The sequence below is a fragment of the Xanthomonas sp. D-36-1 genome (genome assembly GCF_017746155.1).
Lineage (GTDB): Bacteria > Pseudomonadota > Gammaproteobacteria > Xanthomonadales > Xanthomonadaceae > Xanthomonas > Xanthomonas cissicola.
Genome location: NZ_JAGHWR010000064.1, coordinates 14,207 through 35,429, shown reverse-complemented (window position 1 = coordinate 35,429; position 21,223 = coordinate 14,207). Strand labels below are relative to the sequence as shown.

Annotated in this window: 10 protein-coding genes and 2 pseudogenes; 3 read left to right on the top strand and 9 right to left on the bottom strand. The window is 64.7% G+C overall.

The annotated features are described in order from the left end of the window. Positions 1-47: 47 nt before the first annotated feature. The gene (locus J7367_RS16805) at positions 48-2,447 is read right to left on the bottom strand and encodes an NdvB protein (RefSeq protein WP_057659246.1); all 2,400 of its coding nucleotides are present in this window, start codon (positions 2,445-2,447) and stop codon (positions 48-50) included. 2 nt (positions 2,448-2,449) lie between these two features. Beyond that, positions 2,450-3,832: an MFS transporter gene (locus tag J7367_RS16800; protein ID WP_057659248.1), complete on the bottom strand. Its 1,383-nt coding sequence runs from the start codon at positions 3,830-3,832 to the stop codon at positions 2,450-2,452. Between the two features lie 157 nt (positions 3,833-3,989). Here J7367_RS16800 and J7367_RS16795 point away from each other — a divergent pair, with 157 nt between their 5' ends. Both J7367_RS16795 and J7367_RS16790 read left to right on the top strand, forming a co-directional pair. Then, positions 3,990-4,574, top strand: coding sequence for a gluconokinase, GntK/IdnK-type (locus J7367_RS16795; RefSeq protein ID WP_057659250.1), 585 nt, complete (start codon positions 3,990-3,992; stop codon positions 4,572-4,574). A gap of 835 nt (positions 4,575-5,409) precedes the next feature. After that, a pseudogene (locus tag J7367_RS16790) lies at positions 5,410-7,140 on the top strand (PQQ-binding-like beta-propeller repeat protein). A 387-nt stretch (positions 7,141-7,527) separates the two neighbouring features. Here the strand turns inward: J7367_RS16790 and J7367_RS16785 are convergent. From J7367_RS16785 to J7367_RS16765, 5 genes are all read right to left on the bottom strand, one after another. Continuing rightward, positions 7,528-7,755 (bottom strand): hypothetical protein, encoded by a 228-nt coding sequence (locus J7367_RS16785; RefSeq protein ID WP_005914565.1) that lies wholly within the window; start codon positions 7,753-7,755, stop codon positions 7,528-7,530. Then, a complete protein-coding gene (locus J7367_RS16780; protein ID WP_057659252.1) occupies positions 7,736-8,185 on the bottom strand; it encodes a 3-dehydroquinate dehydratase in 450 nt (149 codons plus the stop codon). Before J7367_RS16780 ends, J7367_RS16785 begins: the two co-directional genes overlap by 20 nt. Positions 8,186-8,195: 10 nt before the next feature. Next, positions 8,196-8,624 (bottom strand): hypothetical protein, encoded by a 429-nt coding sequence (locus J7367_RS16775; RefSeq protein WP_057659254.1) that lies wholly within the window; start codon positions 8,622-8,624, stop codon positions 8,196-8,198. Between the two features lie 260 nt (positions 8,625-8,884). Next, positions 8,885-12,739, bottom strand: a complete 3,855-nt coding sequence (locus tag J7367_RS16770) for a translocation/assembly module TamB domain-containing protein (RefSeq protein WP_057659256.1) — start codon at positions 12,737-12,739, stop codon at positions 8,885-8,887. Then, on the bottom strand, positions 12,736-14,517 hold the full coding sequence (locus J7367_RS16765; protein WP_017156060.1) for an autotransporter assembly complex family protein: 1,782 nt from the start codon (positions 14,515-14,517) through the stop codon (positions 12,736-12,738). Before J7367_RS16765 ends, J7367_RS16770 begins: the two co-directional genes overlap by 4 nt. A 235-nt stretch (positions 14,518-14,752) precedes the next feature. Here J7367_RS16765 and J7367_RS16760 point away from each other — a divergent pair. Beyond that, positions 14,753-17,093 (top strand): annotated as a pseudogene (locus J7367_RS16760) (TonB-dependent receptor). A 224-nt stretch (positions 17,094-17,317) separates the two neighbouring features. Here J7367_RS16760 and J7367_RS16755 read toward each other — a convergent pair. Next, a complete protein-coding gene (locus J7367_RS16755) occupies positions 17,318-18,907 on the bottom strand; it encodes a sulfotransferase (protein WP_057659259.1) in 1,590 nt (529 codons plus the stop codon). Continuing rightward, on the bottom strand, positions 18,907-21,102 hold the full coding sequence (gene glyS, locus J7367_RS16750; protein ID WP_057659261.1) for a glycine--tRNA ligase subunit beta: 2,196 nt from the start codon (positions 21,100-21,102) through the stop codon (positions 18,907-18,909). Before glyS ends, J7367_RS16755 begins: the two co-directional genes overlap by 1 nt. Positions 21,103-21,223: the final 121 nt, after the last annotated feature.

Sequence of the window (21,223 nt, the reverse complement as noted above, 5' to 3'; positions counted from 1 at the left end):
AGCCACCCATTGCCGCCGCCACTGCTGACACGGCGAGCGACCCGCCATCAACCGGGCAGCCTTACCTGGACCCGATACACCTTCCCGCGTGCGATGTTGCCGATGCGCTGCTCCGGACAGAGCTCGCCATCCACCAGCACCTCCATCGCGGTGCGGCCCGGCTCGCGCGTCAGCGTGAGGTCGAAGTCCGCGCCGCGGAACTGGCGCCTCGCACGCGCCTGCGGCCAATGCGAGGGCAGCTGCGGACGGATCGCCAGCGCGTCGCCCTCGCCCACCAGCCCGAACAGGCCTTCCAGCACGCAGCGATACACCCACGCCACCGTGCCGGTGTTGAACAGCTGGCTCGAACGCCCCGCCGTACGCGGGTATTGATGCCACGCGCCACGGTAGTAATTGGGCAGCGACACCGGCAGGTGGCCGCGTTGCAGCACATCCTCGCGTGTCGGCCCTGGCAGCAGGGCGCGCAGGATCTCCCAGGCGCGGTCGGCCTCGCCAATCTGGTACAGGCTGTACAGATAGAATGCCGCCGCGTGGTTGTACACCGCACCGTTTTCCGCCGCGCCCGGCCACTTCTGGGTCAGCCGGCCCACGTCGTCGCGCATGTGCGTGTACGCCGGCGCCAGCATCACCGGGCCATACGGTGTGTGCAGCTGCTCGCGTACCGCCTCCAGCAGCGCCGCACGTTGCTGCGCATCGGCAGTGCCGGCCAGCAGCGCGAAACTCTGCGGATTGAGATAGATGCGCCCCTCCACATCGTCGGCGATGCCGAAGCGCACCCCGTCGTCGGTGATGCCGCGCGCGTACCAGTTGCCGTCCCACAGCTCACGGTTGGCATCGGCGTTGATGACGGCAACCGCCTCACCGAATGCCTGCGCCTGTGCGCTGCGCCCTTGCGCGGTGCAGATCTCCGACCACAGGCGCACTGCATACGCAGTGGCCACGGTGAGCCAGCCGGACACGCCCCTGCCGCGCCAGCCGACCATGTTCATCGGGTCGCACCAGTCGCCCTGCGCAATGAAGCTCAACCCACGTGCATCGCGCGCATCCAGCAGCCATTGCATCGCTGCATCCAGGCGCTCGGCCACGCTCAGGCGCTGCCCGTCATGGGTTTCCACGCGCGCGTCCAGGATGCTGGTATCGCCGGTTTCGGCCAGATATGCGCTGAGGAAGATCGGCAACCACACGCAGTGATCGGTATGCGGCACCTGGTTGATGTATTTGAGCTCGGCGCCTTCCACCAACAGGATGCCGTCCGGCATTGCGCCGCTGGGCTCCTGCTGCGACAAGGCATGCAACAGCGCTGCGCGTGCGGTGGCAGGCTGCAGGTAGGCCATGCCCATATGGTCCTGCAGATAATTGCGCGTCTGCGGATCGGTGGTCAGGCGATTGACGTCGCCGTGATAGAACACCTGACGCGGCAACCAGTGGTTGACCAGATTGTCCAGCGCCGCATCGGGTGTTGTGATCTGCACGCAGCCATTGCCGGCCTGCAGGTACTGCGCGTAGTCGCGCGCGGCCGCAGCAAATCCTTCTTCCGAGAGATAGCGCGCACGCAGCGCGGCAATTTCGGCATCGTCCTTGGCCGGCCCGAATGCGAAGCGATACACGCTGGCCGCATCGGCCTCCAGGGTCAGCCGGTATTGCAACGCGGCGGCTGGCGTTTCGTAATGCGCCTCGTGGTTGCCCAGCTGCTCGGCCTGCACGGCCGATGGCGCGTGCAAACCACCCTCGCCTTCGAATGCCATCTGCTGCGCGTCCCAGGCCACCGGCGTCTGCTCGTGCAGCAGAAAGGTGCAATCCTTGAAATCGCGCTGGCGGAAGTAATCGTCCACCTTTTGATACGGCGCCACGCTCCGGCAGACGATCCCGCCCAAGGCCGGCTCGTACCCGCCGGATTGATGCATCCACGACATGTAGCCGACCGGGAAATACGCATACAGGCTCAGCCTGCGCCCGCGACCGGACCCGTTGTGCACACGACATTCCCACAGCTCCACCGCATCGTCGGTGGGGAGGGAAACGCACAATTCCACCACGATGTCGTCATGGCGCACCCGCCAGCGCACATCGTGCTTGCCGGCAGAGAACTCGAACGCTTGCGGCTGCGCGCGCACCGGCTCGTGCGGCACCGAATACAACGCGCCGGTGTCTTCGTCCTTGAGATAAAAGAACCGACCGGGGTGATGCGCGTAGTACGGCTGCTCCGGCATCATGAAGTTGCGCGCTTCCAGCATTGGCGCATGCGCGTATTTCGATGGCTCCGGCTGCATGAACTGTCCGGTGGCATAACCGCGGCAGGTCAGCTGCACCATCATGCGGCGGTTCCACAGGAAGCCGCCGGCATTGGGCATCGCCGTGGGGCTGTAGAGTGCGTAGCGCGCACCATCGGCACTGGGCGCCATCAAGCTGGACAGCGCATCGGACGTTGAGGGGGGCGTTGCAGACACGGTCAGGGGTGCTCCGGTTCGTCGCGCTTGCGCGCGGCCAGTTCGTGCTGGATGCGGTTCAACAGCCCGTCGTCCAGCGGATAAAAACGCATGGTCCAGGCCGCCAGCAGCGCAACCGCGCCCGGAATCACGGTCAGCAGCAGCACGATGCCGGTCAACGACCCGGTGGACTGCGCGGTGTTGGCGACATAGCCCATTGCAGCCAGCACCCAGGCAATGCCGGCCGAGGCCAACGCCCCGCCGAGCTTTTGCGAAAACGTCGCCGCGGCGAACGTCATCGCCGTGGCACGGCGGCCGGTGCGCCATTCGGTGTAGTCGGCGCTATCGGCATACATCGAAAACGCCAACGGCGATTTCGGCCCCAGCGCCAGACCGATCAGCATGTTCAAGACAAACACCGCCCACACCGCATGGGCCGGCACGAAAAACATCGCGCAGCTCAGCAGGCCGACGAGCACCATCAGCCAGAACATCAGCTGGCGCTTGTCCCAGCGCCGCGTCAGCAGCGGCGTGATGGCCGCACCCACCCCCAGGGCGACCGAATAGCTACCCAGAAACAGGCCAACCAGATCCGGGCGTTGTACGTAGTACTTGAGGTAGTACACGCCCGCACCACCGCGCATGGTGATCGTGATCATGATGATCAACGACAGCACGAACAGTACGCACCACGGTTTGTTCTGCAGCAGATCGGCGATGTCGCGACGAATCGGTGTGCGTTGTTGCGGCGGCGGCTGCACGCGTTCGCGCGTGGTCAGCGCCACGGCGACGAACAACGCAAGCGCCACCGCGCCGTACAGCATCATCGTACGTTGCCATCCCAGCGCATCGTCGCCTGCGCCGAACCAGCGCACCAGGTCCATCGTGAAGTAATTGACCAACGTGGTCCCTGCAAACGCACCGATGAATCGCAGGCTGATCAGGCCGGTACGCTGCTGGCTGTCGGCGGTGATCACGCCGGATAATGCCGAGTACGGAATGCTCACCACCGTGTAGGCCAGCATCATCACCAGGAAGGTGATCGTGGCCCACCACATGCGCCCATGTTGGTCCAGATCCGGCGTGGTGTAGGCAAGCACGCCAGCAGCGGCCATCGGCAGCGCGCCCCACAGCAGATACGGGCGGAACTTGCCAAGCCGGCTACGCGTGCGGTCGGCCAATGCGCCCATCGCGGGGTCGGCGATCGCATCGGCGATCTTGGTCAAGAGGATCATCGTGCCGACCGCAGCAGCCGGCAGGTGCATGGTGTCGGTGTAGAAGATCAGCAAGAACGCCGAGATGTTGGCCCAGTACAGATTCAGACCCAGATCGCCGGCGCCATAGCCCAGCTTTTCGCGCCAGCGCAGGCGCGCCGATGCAGGAGACGTTGCGGGCGATGACGGCATCGACACACCTTCAAATGCGTTGTACCCGGCCGAGCACGCCGTTACGCTGAGTGCCCGCGCACCTGGCGAGGAGCGCCGACGCTACACCACGCATCGGCTGCCGCCAACGTGAAATCCATTCGAATGCCGAATCGATCCAGAGATATAACCTGACGTGATGGACACCGCCCCACATGCCACGCCCGCGTCCGCTTCGCCGCTTGCCATCGTGGTGATGGGCGTGTCCGGCAGCGGCAAGACCACCATTGCACAAGCGCTGGCAGCGCATTACCGCTTCCGTTTTCTGGACGCAGACGACTACCACAGCGTGGCAGCACGCGCGCAGATGGCGGCCGGCCAACCGCTCACCGACGCGATGCGTCTGCCGTGGGTAGAACTGCTATCGGCCACGCTGCGCGATTTCGTGCAGGCCGGCGAATCGGTGGTGCTGGCCTTCTCCGGTTTGCGCAGCGCGCATCGCCAATTGCTGCGCAACAGCGGCGTGCCGATGCGCTTCGTGTTCCTGCACGCAGCTCCGCACGTGATCGCCGCCCGCCTGAGCAACCGCGCGGGCCACTTCATGACAGCCACATTGCTCGACAGCCAGCTGCAGACGTTGGAGCTGCCGCTGGACGAAGCGGACGTGGTGTCGGTGGACGTGGATGCCAGCGTGCCTGCGGTGGTGCAGGATGCGATCGCACAGCTGGCAGCGATCGATCCCGCTGCAGTGCAACATGCCTCACGCGCATCGGAGCGGGTGTAAGCGGACGCACACGACGTGCGTGGTGCCTGCGGTGAGTGCCGCCTAGGCGTTGTGCGTTGTGCGTTGTGCGTTGTGCGTTGTGCGTTGTGCGTTGTGCGTCACGAGGCTACCGCTTCCGTGCCGATGGCCAACCTGTAGCGATATCGCGACGCGCAGCCTGGCTGCAGCGCAGGGAGACAATGCACGTAACGGCGCAGCGCCCAACGTCTGCTGTCGCGCTAGCTTGCGCATCCAGCGCGCATCCACGCGGCCGCATGCCGCAGAAAAGTACCGCATCAGCAACGCGCCATTCCCTTCTCCCGCCGGGAGAAGGTGCCCCGAAGGGGCGGATGAGGGGACGGCCACCCGCATCGCTCATCTCTCCACTTCCGCACGCCGTACGACAGGCAACGCGCAGCGCAATCAGCCGCAGTGCCGAGCCGATGCCCCATTCGCTGCATACCGCAGAACGCTGCAATCGACCGCCGACATCGCGCACCGGGTTCGTCGCACCCTTCCCATCGCGTCCATCCGTTGCAAAGGCCCACACCCAAGGTTGCGCAACATTTCCTGGTTACTTCTTGCAAACCGCCGTCATCGACGCATCTTCGGCCAAGACCGCATCAATCATTTTTTCTATCGCAACACAGAAAATGGTGATGAATCATCACGATTGGTGCGAATAACGAACCGATTGAACGCAAATTTTTCAAGTTGGTCGCACCAGATGCAAACGGACCCGACCATTGTCTGAATGCAGCGCCGCGCAGGTGTTGCGCGGTCACGTCAATCGTCCATCGTTCGGTCAGCCGATCCGGGGGGATCCAGCGCTTCCTTCCATCTAGGACATGCCGTGATGACCAACCCCAAACGCCGTTTGCGACTCCACAGTTTGACGCTCGTTCCTTGCCTGCTCGTCAGTGCCGTGGCTTTGGCGCAGTCTGGCGCCACCACCGCGCAGCAGCCGGTATCGTCCCTGGATACCGAGGCATTCGCCCGCTCCGGCCAGGTCTGGCGCAGCTTCGGTCAAGACCTTCCCTTCGCCAGCCCCAGCAACTGGACCGTGGCCGGCGGGGGCTACTTGAATTCGCGTTTCGCACCGGGCGAATGGAAGATCAATCGCACCACGGTCAAGACCCTCAAGCCGGCGTGGACGCTGACCACCACCGGCGACATCTCGGCCACGCCCAGCATCTAAGGCGGCACCCTATACGTGCCCGACTGGGGCGGCACGCTGTACAGCGTGGACACGCAAACCGGCAAGCCGAACTGGCAGGCCAAGCTGTCGGACTACACGAACAAGAGCAATTCGCTCTCGCGCACCACACCTGCCATCACCCCCAAGAGCATCATCCTGGGCGACATGGCCGGCGGCACCGTGCTGGCCTTGGACAAGAAGACCGGCAAGTTGCTGTGGAAGAGCGAGGTAGAGACCAATCCACAGGCACAGATCACCTCGTCCCCGGTGGTGTACGGCAACCGCGTGTACCTGGGGGTATCCTCCAGGGATTATGAAAGTCTCGATCCCACCCACCGGTTCTCATTCCGCGGCAGTGTGGTGGCGCTGGATGTGAACACCGGCAAGAAGGTCTGGCAGTTCTACAACGCGCCCGAAGGCTATACGGGTGCATCGACTTGGGGCCAGGTCGCCGTGGACCCGATCGCGCGCCGCATCTATTTCGGCACAGGCAACAACTACAACATTCCCGCCAGCGTCGGTAACTGCGTGTCCAATGCGCGCTCCTATCGCGGCGGCGACCTGACCGTCCAGGATGAACTCAACTGCATGGCACCGGACAACTACGTCGATTCGGTGATTTCGCTCAATCTGGATACCGGCAAGCTGGTCTGGGCCAACCGCAACCAGGGCTACGACGCCTGGAATCTGTCGTGCATCCTCGCCCCGACCAATGGCCTGTGCCCGAACACCCAGGCAACCAACCTGACCGGCCCGGATTACGACTTTGGCGGTGCGGGCGTGCAACTGTTTGCGGTGCCGCGCAACGGCAAGCTGCAACAACTGGTCGGCGCCGGACAGAAGAGTGGCATCTATTGGGCCTTCGACGCCAAGACCGGCGCCAAGGTGTGGTCCACCCAAGTTGGTCCGGGCGGCACCACCGGTGGTATCGAGTGGGGCGCCGCGTTTGATCCCTACAAGTCGCGCATCTATGTCGGCATCAACAATAACCTCAACACCCCCTACACGCTGGGCCCAGACAACACCGTCAGCCACAACGCCGGTTCGTGGGCGGCACTGGATGCGGCTACCGGCAAGATCCTGTGGCAAGTGAAGGCACCGGGAATCAACCCCGTCAATCCGACGGTGCCGGCCGGCGCGCAGGGTCCGATCACCGTCTCACCTAACCTGCTGTTTGCCGGATCGATGGCAGGCAATATGGTTGCCCTGGACAGCGATACCGGCGCCACCTTGTGGAACTACAAGGCCAGTGGCTCGGTGATGAGCGCGCCGGCAATCGTGAACGGTGCGCTGTACTGGGGCTCCGGCTATGCACGCAACAACTTCGGTGTCGCAGCAACGGCCAACCAGCTGACCAAGTTCGTGCCGGATAACGCAGCAGCCAAGTAAGCAGGATCTGCAGGGGTCCATGGCCCGGTCCTGTCAGAACGACACCGCCGCCTTCGGGCGGCGGTGTCTTTGTGGCGGTTGCCGTTTGCCCAGGTGTGACCGCGGGCGTGCCACGAAGGAGGCGGCAACACGGCAACGCATCGTCTACAGCGATCAAGAGACGTCCTCGCACTGAACGCAGCACGTGGCGACCAATAGACAGCGAACCGTCGTCTGGCCGGCGCGGATAGCGCGCTTGGCATGGCCGTCAGGCTTCAGCGCTATTGACGACGAAAAAGCCATTGATGGCGCGCGATCCCGCATTCCCGCGTGTCCGCGTGGTACATGCCGGCCGAGCACGACGCACGCACGCCTGTCGGCGCGCTTTTTTTTGGTCCAATCTCGCAACTACAGCCGCGTGACCTGGCATAGGCGAATCTGTCCGGCCTCCAACCCATGCGCCTCGGCCGCACGCCGGCGCAGCGCACGCACCAGCGCGGCTGCGTCCAGTTCGCCATCGGCCGGCACGTCCACGCTATGCGCCAGTTGCCCCCACAGCACCGGCCGGCCATCGCAGTAGCCCTCGTAATCGGCGAAGTAATGCAGCTGGCGCCGCTCAGGTCCCGACGTGGACATCGCCTTGGATCTCCGTGCAGCCCAGATGTTCCAGCGCGATCTCCAGCCCCAACAGATAGCTCTGCGCGCAGTAGCCACGCACCGTGGCGATGCACTGCCCCAGACCGTGCGGCAGGCAGCGCTCCGGACGGTCCACGCTGTCGTCGTGCGTTTCGACATAGGGGTAAGGCAGGTCTCTGAGCACGCGATGTAGCCGCGCACTGTCCACGCAACTGCCCGGATCGATCAGCGCGATCTCCATCCGCGCCTGACCGGCCACACGTAGCGCATCCAGCAGTTCCTGTTCCGAGCCACAGGCACGCAATGCCACCGTCTTGCCCGCGTCCCCGGCACACGCCACCAATTGGCGAACGACGGCGGGCGGCAACGGCTGCGGCCCACGCACCAGCGGCATCGCCGCTTCCGGCCCACGCAGGATCATGATCGACATGGCGACCTCCTCAGGCAGCAACGCGCAGTGGCGCGTGCAGCGACGGCAGACACCGAGCGGCAATGCCGAGCGACATCGCATACGCGCGCGGCGCATCGTGCGGCGTGATCACCACCGCCAACGGCGCGTGTTGCGCATGCAGCCACGGCTCCAGTTCCTGATCGGCATCGGTATGCAGCTCGATATACGGCGTGGGCAACGCGTCCACGGCAGCGCGCAAGGCGCGCGCGCAACTGCGCTCGGACAACGGCAGATCGCCCGAATCCAGCAACACCAGCTCCACCTCGGCATCGCCCCCGGCCGCATGCAGTTCGGCAATCAAGCGATCCACATCGGCACACGCCAGCGTACGCAACGCACGCCCAGCGCACTCAGGCAGTTGCATCGGCACCAACGGCGCCGGATCGGCCTGAGGACCGCGCAAAATCAGGATACACATCGTGTTCGGCTCAACGCACCACAGTGCGGGAGTGCCAAGGTAGGCCTGACGGGCATAAAGAGGCTATGCGCGCGCCGGTGCGCGAGCATAAAGAGTGCGTAATGGCACGTTGAAACAGTTCAACGCGCCATTGATGCCGATGCGCAGCGCAGGTAAAGCAGATGCAACCGGTGTGATCCCCCATCAATGCAACAAGAGCTGCACACCAACGCCAGCAGACGCCGCAGAAGGACCAGCAGTTCCTACCAGCTCACCGTCGCCTACTTCTCCCGCCGCCAATTCACCGACCCCTTGGTCTCGATGGTGCTGGATTCGGCTTCGATATCGAAGCCGCGGCTGAGCAGGTATTTGAGCGTCAGTACCGAGCCGCCGCCGACCATCGACACGCCGTAGCCGACGTAGAGTTTGGGCGAGAGATATTTGCCGAAACCCACCACCGAGCCCAACGTGCTGGATTGACTGACGCCGGCTTCGTCCAGGCCGAGCTTGGCGCCGATCTGCGAGGCGATCAGGCTGCTGCCGGCCGACAATGCCGCCGAGGCGGCGCTGACCTGCTGGGTTTCGTCGCTGCTGGCGGTGGACAGGCCGCGGCCCAGGACCAGGTACGAGAGCGCTTCGGATTGCGACATCGCCGGTTCGGACCACACATCGGCACGCGGCGATTCGGCGCGGCCGCTGACGTCGATGCCGGCGGTGACATCGCCGATCTTGCGTTCGGCGCGCAGGCTCACGCGCGGGTCGGAGACGATGTTGTTGTTCCAGGTCAGCTGACCACGAGTAATGGTCAGATCCTGGCCATAGGCCTTGTAGCGACCACGCACATCCAGCCCGCCGTTGGCGGTCATTTCGCGGCCAGGGCGCGCACGGATCTGCATCTGCCCGCTCAGTCCGCCCTTGAGGCCGAAGCCGCTCATGTTGACCTTGTCGCCGAGCACGATCGCCAGGTCCATATCCAATGGCGATGCGGGCGTCTGTTCCGGGTCCACCGGGTCCAGCACCACCACGTCTTCGGACACCGAGGTGCCACGGTCCAGGCGTTCCAGGTCGATATCCGCTTCGGGCACGGTGACCTTGCCACGCAACTGCATGGTGTTATCGGTAATGCCGAACTGCATGTCCGGATTGGCGATGATGCGCAGCTCGCTGGTGTTGTAGGCCAGCACGTTGTCGCCGCGGATATTGAGCAGCAGCGGCGTGCTGGTCCCGAACCACGACAATCCGCCATCGACGGTGAGCGTGCCGGGCCCGGACTTGGCCGAGGCGGTGATCTTGGCCGAACCATCCGGCAACGCGTCGAAGCGGCCCTTGCCCTCGCTCAGCGTCAAACCCATCGATGGATATTCGGCGGTGAAATCGCTCAGGGTCGCATCGCCGCCGAGCAGCGGTTTGTCGCGGGTGCCGCGCAGGCTCACGTGGCCTTCGACCAGCCCTTTCGGCCGCACCACGTCGGCAATCACCAGCTCCAGCCAATACAGCCGCGACATGTTCAGATACAGCTCGCCGTTGAGCGGCGCGTACGCATCCCAACCAGTATTGAACTTGGCATCGACAAAGCCGGCGCCCTGGAAGCCGATACCGAGCTTGCCCTGGATCTGTTGCTGGCTGAAATCGGCCTGCACGCTGAATTGGTCGTAGCGCAGCAACTCGCCGCGATTGGGATTGCCGGCCACTGCAGCGTAGCGGCTTTCGCCCAAACGAATGCCGCCTTCGGGCGATGCGATGCGCAGGCTGCCTTCCCAGGCGTTGCCGCGCGGCTTGAAGCTACCGTCCAGCGACAGCTCGCCACGCAGATAGATCTGCCGACCTTCCTGCTTGGGCAGCCACGGCTGCACCAGCGACAGCGGCAGCGCGTCGCCATGCACCACCATGCCCTCGCGCGGCCAGTTGGCGCTGGCGCACAGTGCGCCACCGGTGGCCGCACCCAGGCAGGTGTCGGACAAGGTAAACGCCGCGCCATCGGTGCCGAACTGCGCCGGTTGGCGCAGTGCCCAGGCATCGCCCTTGGCTGGGGCAATGCGCAAGGTCGCGAGCTGACCCTGCCACCGCTCGCCGTTGCGACGCACATCGCCCTGCAGGGCGACAGTCGCCATGCTGTTGGCGATGTCCGAATCCAGCCGCAGGGCCTCCACCGCGCCGCGCGCTTGCACGCGCACGCTGTCGAGCACCAAACCGGCTTCGATGGCGGTACCTTGGAAGGCCAGTTGGCCATCGCTGCCGCGCCACGGCAGCCGGCCGCGCAGGCTGATGCTCTGGGCGCTATAGGTGTCCCAGCGCAGGCCGTTGCCGGCAATGTCGGCGGTGATGTCGGGTGCGTCGCGCGTACCGCTGACCTGCAGCTGCCCACGCACGACGCCGGTGGCACCAGGCAAGACATCGTCCAGCTGCAACGGCTGCAGCTGCGCGGCGATATCGAGCTGGTCGCCCACCTTGCCCTTGGCGGTGATGCGGCTATTGCCCAGCGCCAGTTGCAGCTCGCCTTCGCCCTGTTCGCCGCGCAACGCGAACTTGCCGTTGCCCGACAGCGCGCGTTGACGCAGCTGGCCGGCCAGGCTGGGAATGTCCGCAGTGGCCTCGAACCCCGGCGAGACACCGCCGGCAGGAGCCGGCAATTGCCGCCCCTTGGAGGCGATCTTGCCGGACAGGTTGCCGTTCCAGCCCGGCGCGAAATAGCCCGGGTCGAACTTGGCCAGTTGCGCGCTGACATCCCATTGCAGCTCCGGCGCCCAGGCCACTTCACCGGTGAGATCCAGCGCACCGCCCGGCGTTTTCGCCTGCACCTGCTTGAGCTGTGCACGTTGGTCGTTGCCACGGCTGTCGAAGACCAGCTCGGCCTGCTGGCCATCGCGCTCCAGTGCGGCGTGGCCGATCGCAGCCCAGGCTTTCAAGGTGCCGGCCACGCCCAGGCGTGCGTCTTTCAGCTCCACCGGCACCAGCGGCGCGTCCGGTGTGGCCGGATCCGCGGCCGGAGTGAAGCGCAGGCCGCTGGCGTTGACCGCAAAGCGGAAACTCGGATTCTGGGTATCGCGGAAATCGGCGGTGCCGCGCAGTTGCGTGCGGCCTTCGAAGGTGTCGATCACCAACGGTTCGAAGGTGAGGACCTGCTCGGCCAGGCGGACATGCGAGGGTTGCAGCGTAGCGCTCAGTTCGCCTTGCTTGATGCTGCCGTGCAGATCGGCGTTGCCGCCCTTGCCGGAGGCTTCCAGGTTCAGCGCGATCGGCGTGGCAGGCGGATTGGCTTGCCCCTGCGCGGCCGGAATCAACAGCGAGGTATCCAGCGCCTCGGTCACCGCCTTGAACGCCCAGGTCGGGTCGTCGCGACCGGTGAACACCAGGCTGGCCTGCAGCGGCGCCGGCGCCCGGCCGGCAATGGCCACTTCCATCTTGTCCAGATCCCCGCGGGCCACCAGCCCCAGGCTGGCCGGGGTGCGCCCGCGTGCGGCCGGTAGCACGGCAGTGGCGGTCAGGTCGGCGCGGTAGTCGTCGTTGGGCAGGTAATCGCCGTGCAGGCGGAAGTCGCCCATGTCGGTGTCGATCACCAGATCGCGCGTGCGCAGCTCGCCGGTGGCGACCTCGAGCCCGCCCTGCACGGTGTGCAGCACGATCATCGGCTGCTGCAGCTGGGTGATGCGCAGGTTCTGCACATCGATCTTGTCGGCCTGGATCGCCAGCGGCACGTTGATCTGCGGTAGCGACTCGGGCCAGCTGGGCAGGGTGAACGGTTCCTCGCTCTTGCCCAGGTTCAACGTGGCATTGCTCACTTGCACCGCGTCCAGCTGCAGCTTGCGCCCCAGCAACGGGCGCAGGTCCGGCTCCAGATACACGCGCTCGGCGGTGAAGTGGATGTCCTGATACTTGAAGTCGACATTGCGCAGGGTCAGCGGGCCGGCCACCGGGCCTTCGACGGCGCGGTAGGTAAAGGTGGCGCCCACCGGCAGGCGCGCGGTGACCTGCGCCAGCAACACATCGCGCCCGGCCACGGTCTGCAGCAGCCAGTAGATCGCGATCAAGGCCAGCAGCACCAGCCCGAGCACGGTCAGGCCCGAGCCCACCCAGAAGCGGCGCCGGCGATAGAAGCGTGCGCGGCGCGGCGCGGAGGGCGGCGTGGGCGTGCTCACAGGTTGGCCCCGATATCGATGTAGAGCTGAAACTGCGAGTCGGGGTCGTTCAAGCCATGCGCGATATCCACCCGCACCGGGCCCACCGGCGAGCGCCAACGCAGGCCGAAGCCGACACCGGTATGCCAGTCGGGCCGGTCATCGAAGGCGCTGCCGCCATCGACGAACACCGCGCCGCCCCAGGGGCCGCCCTTGAGATAATGCTCGTATTCGGCACTGGCGGTGACCACGTTCTTGGCACCCAGCGCGAATTCGTCGGGCTTGGGCGTGCGCGGGCCGACTTCGCGGAACGCATAACCACGGATGCTGTTCGCGCCGCCGGCGAAGAAGCGCAGGCTCGGCGGCATCGCCACCAGGTCGCTGGTCCAGGTGGTGCCACCTTCGCCGCGCAGGATCAACCGGCTGTTGTCGCCGGCGCCCAGGAACCAGCGCAGCTGGCCATACAGCTGGCCGAAGTTGGTGTCCGAGCCGGCACCTTCGGCGCCGCCGCGAATGAACATCTGCGCCGACACGCCGCTGCGCGGAAACAGCCGGTCGTCGACATTGACGTAGTTGGCCTGCAACTGCGGATAGATCAAGGTGGAAGTCTCGTACACCGCGCCTTCGAAATCGTCGCCGCTGCTGAAACGCCACCGCTCGCGCAAGGCGTTGATCGAGGCGATCGCGCTCCAGCGCTCGTTGATCTGGCCACTGCGGCTGCCGGTGAGTTTGACGTTGCGCAGGTCGATGTACTCGGTCTGCTCGTCGTACAGCCGCGCCGAGGCGGTGTACCAGCCATCCAGCCAACGGAACGCCGGCACGCGGTAGCTGGTGGTCAGGCTCTTGCGGTTCTGCGCGTAATCCAGCTGCGTGTCCATCTTGTGGCCGCGCGAGTTCACATAACGCCGCTCCACGCCACCGCGTACACCGGCGCCGCTTTCGCTGCCGTAGCTCAAGCCGGCGGTGTAGACCGTGCGCTTGGCGCGGGTAAGTTTGACGTCCACCGGCACGCGGCCTTGGTCGTCTGCCTCTTCGGGCTTGGGCTGGATGTCGATGGTGCTGAAGTAATCCAGCTTGGTCAGCGACTCGCGCAATCGGTCAAGCTTGCCTTCGTGGTAGTAGCTGCCCTCTTCCCAGTACACCAGCGGGTCGAACAGGCCGTCGCGGAAGTAGTCGTAGTCGAAGCGCACCTTGCCCATGTCGTAGCGGCGGCCGCTGTCCCAGTTCAGATCGATGTCGGCCGCATGCTCGGCACGCGTGATCGCAACGCGGCGCTGGGTGAAGTCGGCATCGAAGTAACCACGCTCGGCCAGGCGCCGGGTGATGCGCACCTTGCTGGCTTCGTATTGCGGATGACTGAAGACCTGGCCCTCGCGCGGCTCGAACTGCTTGAGGTCCTGGCCCAGGTAGCGGTCCTGCTCGGCCCAGCCGGTGATCGAGATATGCGAGGTGCGTACCCGCACCGGCTCGCCGCGATCCACCGTGATCACCACGGTCACCTTGTCGCCGGCGCGCGGTGCAGCCAGCGTAATGGTCGGTGAGTAGTAGCCAAACGGCTCCAACGCCTCACGCGTTTGCCGCTCGGCCTGTGCCAACAGATATTCCAGACGCGACTCGCCCTGCTCCTTGCCCACGGCCTCATACAGAGACAGGGAGACCTGGATGTTCTCGATCATCTCGGCGTCGTCGCCGCCATCCAAGCCCTTGATTTCGATCTTGTCGATGGTTGCCCGAGCAACCGCTTGCAGCGGAACGAACAGGGTGCACAGCAAGGAAAGAGCAAACGCGACTTTAAGCATCGTCAAAGGATACCCAGCCTCGGCGTGAAGGGACAAAAAATCTAAGCAAACCCGACTATACGGGGACCGAGTGACGTGGTCACATTCGGCGTGTTGTTAACGTTTCGTTGGCACTGATTGCGAGCGGCCCCCCAATTGCTGCTTGCCCGTTTACCTTGAGAGAGAGGTTCGTTTCATGAAGCGTCGTCTGCTGGTTACCGCCGTATGCACCGCCTTAACGATGCCATCGCTTGCGATGGCGCAGGACCAAGGTGACGTGACCCAATTGGACAAGGTCACCGTGACAGGTTCGTTGATCCCCCGCTCCCAGATCGAAACCGCGACCCCGGTGTTTTCGATCACTGCCCAGGACATCCAGCGCCGCGGCTTCAAGGACGTCTACGACGTGCTGCGCTCGCAGCCGATGGCCACTGGCTCCGTGCAGGACAGTCAGTTCAGTGGCGGCTTTACTCCGGGCGCCAAGTCATTGAGCCTGCTCGGGCTGGATCCGGGCTTCACCCTGGTACTCATCGATGGCCGGCCCATGGCCGACTACCCGCTGCTCTACAACGGCCAAAGCAACTTCGATCTGGCCAGCGTGCCGGTCGGCATGGTCGAGCGTATCGATGTGGCGCCCGGCAACCAGTCCTCGATCTACGGTTCCAGCGCCATCGCCGGGGTGGTCAACATCATCCTGAAAAAGCGCATGGACGGCGTGCAGATGAACTACCGCATGGGCACCTACGATGGTGGCGGCGGCAACAACCAGCGCTTTCAGCTCACTGGCGGCAACGAGATCGGCGGCGCCAATATCTTGTGGGGCTGCAGCTCAATAATCAGGACCCGATCTACGGTTTTCAGCGGCGCGATTTCGATTCCACCAAAGACAACCCGGACCCGACCCTGCGCTACGGCTCGCGCATCGCGCTGCACAACACACCGCGCACCTACATCGACCCCGGTGCCGACAACTGCGCCGCGCTGGGCGCGCTGTTCAACGGTTCGGTGCAATACGACAACCGTGCCAACCGTGGCAATTTCTGCAGCAGCCGTGCCGAGCCTGGCTATGCCAGCATCCTCAACAAGGAGCGCAGCGCCAGCGGCTATGCCAACCTGAGCTATGCATTCAACGACAACGCCGAACTGTATTCGACCCTGCTGCTCAACCGCACCAAGGTCGAAGTCAACAGTGGCTCGCAGTTCTGGCAGTCCTCTTCTGACACCGGCGGTCTGTTCTACAACCAGGACAGCCAGCAGCTGGAAAGCTATCAGCGCATCTTTGCGCCGGAAGAAACCGGCAATCTGAATTTCAACAATCAGCGCCAGACCGCCGATTCCTACAACATCGCAATTGGCCTGAAGGGCGGCCTGGGCGCCAGCAACTGGACCTACGACGCCTATTACGCCCGTTCGGAATACCGCATCGACAGTCGCCAGCAATGGCCGCTGGCCGATCGCATCGAAGACTTCTTCCGCGAACAATTCCTTGGCGCACCGCAAGGCGAGTATTACGGCTACCCGATCTACTCGCCCAACGATGCCAACTTCTATCGCGCATTGACGCCGGCGCAGTACCGCAGCTTCAACGACGAAATCCGTACCAAGTCCAGAACCTGGACCCAGAACGTCAACCTGCAGCTGACCAATACCGAATTGTTCAACCTGCCTGCCGGCGCTGTGGGCATCGCCGGCGTGTTGCAGGCAGGCAATCAGTACTGGACCAACCCGACCGACCCGCGCGTCATCGCCGGCGACTTCTACCAGCTGACCGGCACCCAAGGCAGCGGCAAGCGCGACAACTGGGCGGCAGCCTTCGAAACGCGGATCCCGATCCTGAGCACGTTGACCGCCAACCTGTCTGGTCGCTACGACGACTACAAGAACCAGGGAGGCGGTGGGGATTCCAAATTCACCTACAAGGCTGCACTGGAATTCCGCCCGATCGACTCGCTGTTGTTCCGCGGTAACTACGCCACCGCCTTCAAGGCGCCGGACATGGCCTTCAGCTTTGCCGGCGACAGCGGCTTCTTCCAGGGCGTCAACGATTACTACCGTTGCGCGGTGGAAGAACCGGGCGTGCCGATCGCCGATTGCACCTACGCTGGCACCACGATTTCAGGACGCCGCGCCGGCAATCGCGATCTGAAGTCGATCACGGCCAAGTCCTGGGGCGCCGGCGTGGTGTGGTCGCCAAGCGCACGCTTCAGCGTCAATGCCGACTACTACAATATCAAGATCGACCAGAAGGTCAGCGATCTGAGCACCGACAATCTGCTGCAAACCGAATCGGCGTGCCGCCTGGGCAGCCTGGACATCAACTCGCCCACGTGCGTGGATGCGCTTTCGCGGATCGATCGTACCGGGCCCGATGCACCAGTACCCAATCGCCTGAGTAGCATTCGCATCAGTTCAATGCAACCCTGGACTACGCGGTCAGCGACGATATCTCGCTCACGGCAACGGTCAACAATATCGCCAATACCCGCCCGCCACGCGACCGCACCTACACCAGCTACCCGTACTACAACATCTTCAACTACACCGGCTATGGCCGTTCCTACATGCTGGAATTGAACTGGCGCTTCGGCGCGCATTGATTCACTGCACTGTGCCTGCGCACCTCCAGCGGCAGCCAGGACGGCTGCCGCTGGCGTTTTTGGGCTTGCGACGCAGCTGCGGCACTGCTGCTCGCTTGCATGCCAGCGCATGCAGTGATGACGTTGCACGAGCGGACTCGGCTAGCGCGACTGCATCGGTGTGCACCGGATTGGAGGCCTATGAAACGTGCTCCCAACGCATCTGGTGTGCCGCCTAGAGTGCGTTAATGCAAGCCAGCATCGATCAGACCAGCCTCTGACAACGCCTGCCGCAAAGGCTCCAACCGGATTGCATAGCGGCGCCATTCCTCCACGCTGCGGCTGTGCACGCCCTCGCGCACCTGCACGCTGCTCAACGTGGCCGACGCTGCCGCATTGCGCGTGATGTCGATCTGCCCCGGCTCGATGTCCAGCCCGCAATGCGCCATCAATTGCTGCAGCACCGTGGATGGATCACGCACCATCTGTGCGTAGTCCACATCGATCACCCGGCCCGGCAATGCGGCGCGCCATTGCGCCATCAATCCGTGATACGCCTGATAGTGACGCGCCAGTGTGTGCAGGTCGTAGCTGTAGGCATACGAGTCGCCGAACAGCGCGCGGTAATTGGAAAAACATACCGCCAACGGCTCGCGCACCAGGTGCATGATCAGTGCACCCGGCAGTGCGCGCGCAATCGCGCCGATCGCCACCGCATTGGCCGGCAATTTATCGATATACCAGCGCGCCGACCCGGCACGCCACTGCGTTTGTTGCAGATACCGCGTGCCAATCTGCGCATAATCCAGCGTGGGCAGCGCCTGCAGCAACGGCGCGTCCAGCAGACTGCGCCCGGCCTGATCGGCGCCCCAGCGCAACTGATGACCGAAGTCGTTCAACTCGCCGGCCGAAACGATCTGCGAATGATTGCCCAGCATCCGCTCCAGCACCGTGGTGCCCGAGCGCGGCAGGCCGAGCACGAAGATCGGCTGCGGACCTTGTACGGTACCGGTATCCTGCGCTGCGAACACGCCCCGCGCAGCCAACGCGCCCAGTTGCGCGTACAGCGCAGCTTCGGCATCGGCATCGTGGCGCAGACGTGCATGCATCACTGCATTGCCGTGCTGCAGCGCGTCCCAGGCGGCAGCGGTGTCGCCCAGGTCCTCCAGCTCCTTGTACAACGCAAACGCCAGCCCGGCACGATCTTCGCTTTCGGGTTTGGCGAGCTGCAATTGCTGACGTAGTTGCGCGACATGGTTGCTGCCGGTGGTCTGACGGCGCAGCCGCGCACGCGTGAGCGCTGCACGGCCGTAGCCGGGCGACAGCGCCAGGGTCTGCTCCAACGCCTGCGCCGCCTCATCCAGGCGCCCATTGAACTGCAGTTGCACCGCAAGAAAAAAACGGAAGTCCGGTCCATCGAATCCGCAGGCCTGTGCGCGCTGCATCATCGCCAATGCCTGGACGTGTTCGCCCAAGGATTGGTGCACGTGTGCAAGCAAAGCCAAGGTCGCGCCGTCGCGGCACTGCATCACCGAGGGATGCCGCAGCAGCGCGTGCAGTTCGCGATGTTCGCCAACGCGCAACAGGGCCTGCGCCACACGGCAGCGCATCGCCACATCCTCGCCCACATCGCGTGCGGCCAGCTGCAGCTGAGTCACCGCTTCGCGCATGCGGCCGTTGGCCAACACGGTGCCGGCCAGCAGCACGCGTGCAGAGACATGCGTCGGTTCCACCTCCAGCAGCGCCTGCAATGCAGACGCTGCCACACCCAGATCGCGCCGCGCCAACGCGGCCTGGGCGGTCTGCAAATGCAGCGCGCCCGCCGAGCTGGACATCAGCTGGACAGATGCTCGATGGCGGCAACGCTGCCGAGGCGGTCGCCGAGCTTGTTCAACAATGCGAGCCGGTTGGCGCGCAGCTGCGGGTCTTCGGCATTGACCATCACGCCGTCGAAGAACGCATCCACCTGTGGGCGCAGGCGCGCCAGGCGTGCGAGCACGGCAACGTAGTCGTGACGATGCAAGGCATCGCCGGTGTCGCCGATGGCCGCTTCCACCGCTTCGGCCAGGGCCTCTTCGGCCGGTTCTCGCAGCAGGCTGGTGTCGATGTCGCCGGGGATCTCGCCCTCGACCTTGCGCAGGATATTGCGGATGCGCTTGTTCGCCGCGGCCAACGCGGCGGCTTCGGGCAGCGTGGCGAAGATGCCGATGGCATCGATGCGGCAGTCGAAGTCGTAGAGGGAGCCGGGGGTCGCGCCCGGGTGCGCTCCTACGCTGGTCGGTGTCGGCACGGCCTCGGACGTGACCGAGAACAATGCGGCGACTGCATTGAAATGCGTGGCCGGTACGCCCTTGTCGGCGTAGTAGCCGCGTAGGCGGTCGAGGATGAAGTCGAAGATTTCTCCGGCCAACTGTGTGTGCTGCGCGGTGTCAATTTCAGAAATCGTTTCTTCGTTCGTCAACGTGGCCTTTCTGACGAGCCTATCCCATGGCAGCAAGTTGGAGGCCGCTACTAGCATTGCCTTCAGATTCAGATCAAACCCCGACTCAATCACCGTCCGCGCCAACCCCAACGCATTACGCCGCAGCGCAAACGGGTCCTTGTTCCCGGTCGGCTTCAACCCGGCCGCAAATCCACCGGCCAAGGTGTCCAGGCGTTCGGCAATCGCCAGCACCTTGCCCAGCGGCGAGAGTGCGATGTCGTCGCCGGCAAAACGCGGTTGGTAGGCCTCGTCGATGGCCAGCGCAATCTCGCCGGGCTCATCGGCGGCCTTGGCGTAATGGCGGCCGGCAATGCCCTGCAATTCCGGGAATTCGTTGACCATGCGCGATTGCAGGTCGTTCTTGGCCAACTGCGCAGCGCGGCGCGCCTGCACCGGGTCGGCGCCCACCTGCGGGGCGATGACTTCGGCCAGCGCCGCCACGCGCGCGACCTTGTCGGCCACCGTGCCCAGCTTGGCCTGGTAGGTCACGCTGGCAAGACCCGCGCCCATCGCCTCCAAGCCTTGCTTCAGGTCTTCGTCGAAGAAGAACTTGGCGTCGGCAAAACGCGGACGGATGACCCGCTCGTAGCCTTTGGCGACTTCGGCCACGTCCTTGGATTGGATATTGGCGATGCCGATGAACTGCTCGGTCAAGGTGCCGCCGTCATCCAGCACCGGGAAGAATTTCTGGTTGATCTCCATGGTTTCGATCAACGCTTCCTGCGGCACCGCCAGGAAGTCGCGCTCGAAACTGCACAGCACCGCCGCCGGCCATTCGACCAGGTTGACCACCTGCTCCAGGTTATCGTCGCTGATGCGTGCGCTGCCGCCGGCCTGCCTGGCCGCCGCCTGCACTTCGTCGACGATGCGGGCACGGCGCGCGTCCGGATCCACCAGCACATGCGCCGCACGCAGCGCATCGACGTAGTCGCCGGGCGCCGCCAGCGACACCGCGCCCTCATGCATGAAGCGGTGCCCGCGCGTGATGCGGTCGCCGCGCACGCCCAGCAATTCGGCCGGAATCACCGCGGTGCCGAACAACAGCACCAACCATTGCACCGGCCGTGCGAAGGCGTATTCGTGCGCGCCCCAGCGCATCGGCTTGGGGATCGGCATCGCGGCGATGGCCTCGCGCAGGATCTCCGGCAACAAGTCGGCCGTGCGCGCCCCCGGCGTCACTGCGCGATGCACGAAACGCTCGCCCTTGGCATCGCTGGTGCGTTCCAGCGCGGTCCAGTCGATGCCGGCCTTGGCGGCGAAACCGGCCAGCGCCTTGGTCGGCTTGCCCTCGGCGTCGAGGGCGATGTTGAGATACGGCCCCAGCACTTCGGAGCGCTGCTCCGGCTGCTCGGTGGCCACACCCGGCAGCAATACCGCCAGACGACGCGGGGTGGACAGCGGCTTGGCATCGCCGCGGGTGATGGCAACGCCGCGCTTTTCCAGACCGCTCAGCACGCCATCGAAGAACGCCCGCGCCAGACCCGGCAGCGCCTTGACCGGCAGCTCTTCGGTGCCCAGTTCGATCAGCAGGGGGTGCATCTGAGTCATTGCGTAGGACCTTGGTTTTCGCTTGGTTCGTCAACCGACGAAGGTGGCTTGATGATGTCCTTCTCCCGCTTGCGGGAGAAGGTGGCGCGATGCGCCGGATAGGGTTGCGCGGCGGCGACGG

Coding starts and splice junctions, on each gene's coding strand:
- J7367_RS16800 (WP_057659248.1), bottom strand. CDS start 3,832: ATGCCGTCATCGCCCGCAACGTCTCCTGCATCGGCGCGCCTGCGCTGG.
- J7367_RS16795 (WP_057659250.1), top strand. CDS start 3,990: ATGGACACCGCCCCACATGCCACGCCCGCGTCCGCTTCGCCGCTTGCC.
- J7367_RS16785 (WP_005914565.1), bottom strand. CDS start 7,755: ATGTCCACGTCGGGACCTGAGCGGCGCCAGCTGCATTACTTCGCCGAT.
- J7367_RS16780 (WP_057659252.1), bottom strand. CDS start 8,185: ATGTCGATCATGATCCTGCGTGGGCCGGAAGCGGCGATGCCGCTGGTG.
- J7367_RS16775 (WP_057659254.1), bottom strand. CDS start 8,624: ATGTGTATCCTGATTTTGCGCGGTCCTCAGGCCGATCCGGCGCCGTTG.
- J7367_RS16765 (WP_017156060.1), bottom strand. CDS start 14,517: ATGCTTAAAGTCGCGTTTGCTCTTTCCTTGCTGTGCACCCTGTTCGTT.
- J7367_RS16755 (WP_057659259.1), bottom strand. CDS start 18,907: ATGTCCAGCTCGGCGGGCGCGCTGCATTTGCAGACCGCCCAGGCCGCG.
- glyS (WP_057659261.1), bottom strand. CDS start 21,102: ATGACTCAGATGCACCCCCTGCTGATCGAACTGGGCACCGAAGAGCTG.